We start from the raw sequence: 5,359 nt of genomic DNA, 5'->3' as shown, positions 1-5,359 counted from the left end.
CCCGACCATCCCGGAGCACGAGTACATCCGGTCCGCGCGCGTCTCGGAGTTCCGCGGCACGCAGATCGACTCCTCGCACCCCGCCGACTACCTCCGGGCCCGCCTGCTCAAGGGGAGACCGCCCCGCTCCGCCGGATCCCAGATCGCCCGCATGATGTCCACGGCCTCGCTGACCGCCTGCACCGCCTCACCCGGCGACCGTCGATCCCCACCCATCGCCGCAATCGCATCCCAGAACCCGCCGGCGCCCAACGCCATGTCGTACCGTCCCCCCGACAGCAAGTCCAGGCTCGCCGCCGACCGCGCCAGCACCGCCGGCGGCCGCATCGGCAGGCTGTGCACGTTCGCCGCCAGGTGGATCCGCTCGGTCCGCGCCGCCACCCACGACAGCAGCGTCCACGTGTCCAGGAAGGCCGGCTGGTACGGGTGGTCCTGGAACGTCACCAGGTCCAGCCCCACCTGCTCGCTGAGCCGCGCCAGCGCGACCGGCGCCTCCGGATCCCGGTTCTGCGGCGTGATGAACGTCCCGAACCGCAGGTCATGGCCATAGTCGGTCATGTCGGCTCCTCCTCCTGACGGCGCTACTACTCCGAACAGAGTAACTACGAAAATCCTAGTGGAATTCCGCGGCGATCGTCGCCGGCGTCACAGAAAAACAACCGGCCGCGGCGTGTCACCACGCCGCGGCCGATCGGTGGGGGAGGGAGGGCCCGGGCCGTCACGGGACGGCCCGATGGGTCACGTCTCTATTCGTGCTCGAAGGTGTCGGTGAAGCTGGTGCCACCGGAGATCGCGCTGGTGTGGGCCTCGTACACGCCGTTCGACGGGTCCAGCGCCGTCGGGTTGGCCGAGCCGAGCGACTTGCCGTTGATCGTCGCGGCGCTGAAGTGCAGCGTGCCGAAGTTCGGGTACGCGCCGGTCGGCGACTCGATGATGACCTCGGCGCTGGCTCGCGAGGACGACAGGCTCTTGGTCGTGCTGTACGTCCAGCCGCGGGTGGCGTCGTTCAGCGTCAGCTTGTACTTGCTGCTGCCCGAGTACGTGACCGAGGCGTGGATCACGTCGCCGGCGCGCACCGGGTACGAGCTGGAGCTCAGGTAGACCGGGCTGGCCGGGTACATCTCGTACCAGGCCTGGTCCACCGGGCTGCCGCTGGAGCAGTCGGTCGCGACGCCGGTCTGCTCGACGGTGGAGGAGCCGTAGCCGTCGATGCCGACCCACGGCGCGTACAGGTCGTTGCTGGAGTTGCAGGTGGCGGCCGGCTCGGTCCAGGTCGCGGCGACCGAGGTGAACCCGCTCCCGGTGGCGGCGTAGCCGCCCCAGTTGTAGCCGTTGATGTTGTACGACAGCGGCTTGAACGACGCTCCGGTGGCCGCGGCGGTGACCGGGGCGACCGGAGCCACGGCGGTGGCGGCCGCGGCGAGTGCGGCGACGCGTATCAGGATCCTGCGCATACTTGCTCCTTCGGTGGGGGCGCGTGGGGGCGCGCTGCAAGGGGCCTGGTGGCGTCACCGTAGCGAGCAGTATCAGGACACTCAATAGGAAAAGGTCGTCCGATTCCGGACGGCCTGTGCGCCGGTATTCACCGTGTCGGTGGCAATTTAGCGCGTGAGCTGGCGATTGTCAGATCATTGCGAATGAAAGCCCTAGTAGGCCTCGGGATCAAGACAAGGGCAGAGCAAGGGATTGCCGCGTGCTGCGGGAGGGGGCAGGCAGGGGCCGCCGGCGGCTACCGGTCGGTGCCCACCTGGAACCGCAGGCTCACCGTCCCGCGCAGGTCCAGCCACGCCGATTCCGCGCCGCGCACCAGGCGCAGCACGACCTGCCCGCACTCCGGGCAGCGCGCCACCAGTCCCGGGCCGGGTCCGTAGACCCGCAGCTGCGCGACGGGGCCGGTCGTGCCGCAGCTGACGCAGCGGCCTTCCGCGGAGACGACGTCCACCGCGAACAGTTCCGACAACGGTCCGGCCAGGGCGTTGCCGTCCTCGTATTCGCCGTCGAGGTAGCCGACGGCGAGTTCGTCGGCGAACGGACCGGACGGTTCGGCGGAGTGCTCAGCGGAGGGCTCATATGCGGGCACTGACATGATCAGCCTCCTGTCGGGCCGAAACGTTCGGTACGGATCCGATCCGGCGCCTGCCCGAGGTCGACCAACAGATCCGCCGCGTACTCGACGAAAGGAGTCGGGCCGCAGACGTAGCTTGTGGCGAGCGTCGAGGGCGCCCAGGCGACGGCGGCCATGTCCTTCTCGGTGAGCCGGGACGGAAAACGTGGCCAGCCCTCAGGAACTTGGCGCGTGTAGAGGAACGTGACCTCCAAGCCGGGATCCGGAGCCTGGAGTTCGTCGGCGTACATCCGGTCCTCCGGCGTCCGCACGGAATACAGCAGCCGGAACGGCGTCGTCGAGCCGAGCTGCCGCCGCGCGCGGATCATCGCCATCAACGGCACGATCCCGGAGCCGCCGGCCACCAACAACACCGGCTCGGTCTGCTCCGGACGCCACACGAACCAGCCGCCGACCGGGCCCCGCAGCTCCAGCAGGTCGCCGTCGATCAGGTCGCCGACCAGGTACGGGGACACCTCGCCGTCGGAGACCCGCTGGACCGTGAGCTCCAACAGCGCGCCGTCCGGCGCCGAGGCGATCGAGTAGCTGCGCTGCGTGCTGTAGCCGTCCTCGGCGGTCAGCCGCACGTCCACGTGCTGGCCGGCCAGATGCCCCGGCCAGCCCGGCACGTCCAGCACCAGCGTCCGCGTCGTCGGCGTCTCCTCGCGCTGTCCGACCAGCGTCGCGACCCGCCAGCGCAGGCGTTCGCCTAGTCGCCCTGATACCGCTGCTCGCGCCATGGGTCCCCATAGTCGTGATAGCCGGCGCTCTCCCAGAACCCGGGCTCGTCCTTCACCAGCAGCTGGATGCCGCGCACCCACTTGGCCGACTTCCACAGGTACAGGTGCGGGACCAGCAGCCGGGCCGGGCCGCCGTGCTCGGGCGTCAGATCGCGGCCGTCGTAGCCGTAGGCGATCCAGGCCTGGCCGTCGAGCAGGTCCTTGAGCGGCAGGTTCGTGGTGTAGCCGCCGTAGGAGTGGACCAGGGCGTACTCGGCCTCGGTCTCGACGTCCGCCAGCAGCAGGTCCAGGGAGACGCCCTGCCACGGGGTGCCGAACTTCGACCACTTGGTCACGCAGTGCAGATCGACCACGGGACGCTCGGCCGGCAGCGCCATCAGCTCCCGCCAGCTCCAGCTGCGCCGCTCGCCGCCCTCGGTGACCACGCTGAACTGCCACGCGTCCCGGTCCACCCGCGGTGTCGGCCCGGCCGACAGCACGGGGAAGTCCCGGGTCTCGTACTGCCCCGGCGGCAACCGGTGGTCCGACGAACGCCGTCGACCCTGGAAGCCCCGCGAGACCATCGCCATCGCACGCCGCCCTTTCCGGGCCCCGCCGTCCCGGCCGGGCCTACTGCGATTCTGCCCGGCGGCGGGGCAGCGCGCATGTCGTCGGCTGGTTCGGTGGTCTAGGCGCAGTTCGGAGCGTTGGGCGGGGCTTGGGATGCCTTGCGCTGGGCGCTCGGCGTCGGGCGCCGGCGTCGGCGTTGGGCGTCGGGCTCCCGGCGTCGCCCGCCGCGCTAGTAGTCGCCGTTCGGCGGCAGCGGCTGCTCGGACCAGATCACCTTGCCGCGCGCGGTGTACCGCGTCCCCCACCGCTGCGAGAGCTGCGCCACCAGGAACAGCCCGCGGCCGCCCTCGTCGAACGTCTGCGCACGGCGCAACCGCGGCGAGACGCTGCTGCCGTCGGCCACCTCGCAGATCAGGGCCCTGTCACGCAGCAGGCGCAGCTCGACCGGGCCGGTGGCGTGCCGGATCGCGTTCGTGACGAGCTCGCTGACGATGAGCTCGGTGGTGAAGACCAGCTCGGTCAGGCGCCAGGCGCGCAGCAGCCGCGACACCTCGGCGCGCAGGAACGCCACCGACTCCGGCGTCATCGGCACGTCCCAGGTGGCGACCCGGTCCGGCGTCGTGCGCCGGGCCCGCGCGGCCAGCAGGGCCACGTCGTCGGAGGGCCGCTCCGGCAGCAGGCCGCCGATCGCCGACGCGCACAGCTCCTCCGGATCGCGGCCGGGACCGGCCAGCACCGCCCGCAACCGCTCCAACCCGGTGCCGATGTCCTGCTCCCGGCTCTCCACCAGGCCGTCGGTGTAGAGAACCAGGGTGCTGCCTTCGTCGATCGGCAGCTCGACCGCCTCGTACGCCGAGCCCCCGAGGCCCAGCGGCGGGCCGGTCGGCAGGTCCAGGTACTCCACCGAGCCGTCCCGGGCCACCACGGCCGGCGAGGGGTGCCCGGCGGCGGCGACCGAGCACAGGCCGGTGACCGGGTCGTAGACCACGTACAGGCACGTCGCGCCGATGATGCCGACGCCGCGCTGGTCCTCGGCCTCGTCGGCGTCCATCGACTCCACGAGCGCGTCGAGCTGGCTGAGCAGGTCCTCGGCCGGCAGGTCCAGGGCGCAGAAGTTGCGGACGGCGGTGCGCAGCCGGCCCATGGTCGCCGCGGCGTGGATGCCGTGCCCGACGACGTCGCCGACGACGAGTGCCACGCGTCCGCCGGACAGCGGGATCACGTCGTACCAATCGCCGCCGACGCCCTCTTGCGCGGGCTGATACCGGTGCGCGACTTCTACTGCGCACTGCAGGGGGAAGGCGCGTGGCAGAAGACTGCGTTGCAGCGCCAGCGCCATGGCCCGCTCGCGCTCGAAGCGGCGCGCGTTGTCCAGGCAGACGGCGGCGCGCGAGGCGAGGTCGCCAGCCAGCTGGATGTCGTCCTCGTCGAAGGGGTCTGCGTTGCCCAGGCGGTAGAAGGAAGCGACGCCCAGGACCATGCCCTGCACCATGATCGGCGCGGCGATCACCGAGCTGTCGGGGTCCTCGGCGACCCAGCGCTTGCCGGCCGTCGCGGCGGTGAGCTGCGCGTCCAGGACCGTGTGCCGCTGCGCCATGCAGCGCGCCTGCGCGGTGGTGGCGTTGTAGGCGACGTGCGCTCCGGCCGGCCGGTGTACTTTGCCGCGCCGGATGGTGCGGACCGCGACGCGGCGCAGCTTCACCTCGGTGGTGGGCGGCGGGCACTCCTCGCCGTCCAGGACCCAGCTCGCGAGGTCGACGGCGACGTGCTGCGCGAAGTCCGGCAACGCGATCTCGGCCAGCTCGCCGCCGGTGAGCTCCATGTCCAGGGTGGTGCCGATGCGGCCGCTGGCGTCCAGCAGGAGGGCCAGGCGCTGGCGCGCGGCCACGGCGATGCGGCCGACGGTCGGCTCGCCGACCATGACGAGCTCGCCCTGTCTCTGATACACATCTGACGCCGCCTACGA

General features: G+C 71.5%; 6 protein-coding genes. All 6 read right to left on the bottom strand.

The features are described 5' to 3' along the window. Window positions 1–87: 87 nt before the first annotated feature. Complete coding sequence (locus GWK61_RS52505) at window positions 88–558, bottom strand: LLM class flavin-dependent oxidoreductase (RefSeq protein ID WP_194921755.1); 471 nt, start codon at window positions 556–558, stop codon at window positions 88–90. A gap of 188 nt (window positions 559–746) precedes the next feature. Beyond that, window positions 747–1,454, bottom strand: coding sequence for a G1 family glutamic endopeptidase (locus GWK61_RS52500; RefSeq protein ID WP_194921754.1), 708 nt, complete (start codon window positions 1,452–1,454; stop codon window positions 747–749). A 275-nt stretch (window positions 1,455–1,729) separates the two neighbouring features. Beyond that, complete coding sequence (locus GWK61_RS52495) at window positions 1,730–2,086, bottom strand: DUF6510 family protein (protein ID WP_228564425.1); 357 nt, start codon at window positions 2,084–2,086, stop codon at window positions 1,730–1,732. 2 nt (window positions 2,087–2,088) lie between these two features. Then, on the bottom strand, window positions 2,089–2,844 hold the full coding sequence (locus tag GWK61_RS52490) for a ferredoxin reductase (protein WP_194921753.1): 756 nt from the start codon (window positions 2,842–2,844) through the stop codon (window positions 2,089–2,091). After that, window positions 2,814–3,413 carry a sulfite oxidase-like oxidoreductase gene (locus tag GWK61_RS52485; protein ID WP_194921752.1) on the bottom strand — a complete coding sequence of 200 codons (600 nt, stop codon included), beginning with the start codon at window positions 3,411–3,413 and terminating at the stop codon, window positions 2,814–2,816. The genes GWK61_RS52490 and GWK61_RS52485 overlap by 31 nt, the downstream gene beginning before the upstream one ends. A 209-nt stretch (window positions 3,414–3,622) precedes the next feature. After that, window positions 3,623–5,341, bottom strand: coding sequence for an ATP-binding SpoIIE family protein phosphatase (locus tag GWK61_RS52480; protein WP_194921751.1), 1,719 nt, complete (start codon window positions 5,339–5,341; stop codon window positions 3,623–3,625). Between the last annotated feature and the right edge of the window lie 18 nt (window positions 5,342–5,359).

It is taken from the genome of Catenulispora rubra (assembly GCF_015356825.1).
In the GTDB taxonomy this organism is placed as follows: domain Bacteria; phylum Actinomycetota; class Actinomycetes; order Streptomycetales; family Catenulisporaceae; genus Catenulispora; species Catenulispora rubra.
The sequence above is the reverse complement of the archived record's forward strand: the minus strand, read 5'-3'. Positions and strand labels throughout refer to the sequence as shown.

What these genes read in the sequence shown, in the direction of transcription:
- GWK61_RS52505 (WP_194921755.1), bottom strand. Translation starts at nt 558, where the DNA reads ATGACCGACTATGGCCATGACCTGCGGTTCGGGACGTTCATCACGCCG.
- GWK61_RS52500 (WP_194921754.1), bottom strand. Translation starts at nt 1,454, where the DNA reads ATGCGCAGGATCCTGATACGCGTCGCCGCACTCGCCGCGGCCGCCACC.
- GWK61_RS52495 (WP_228564425.1), bottom strand. Translation starts at nt 2,086, where the DNA reads ATGTCAGTGCCCGCATATGAGCCCTCCGCTGAGCACTCCGCCGAACCG.
- GWK61_RS52490 (WP_194921753.1), bottom strand. Translation starts at nt 2,844, where the DNA reads ATGGCGCGAGCAGCGGTATCAGGGCGACTAGGCGAACGCCTGCGCTGG.
- GWK61_RS52485 (WP_194921752.1), bottom strand. Translation starts at nt 3,413, where the DNA reads ATGGCGATGGTCTCGCGGGGCTTCCAGGGTCGACGGCGTTCGTCGGAC.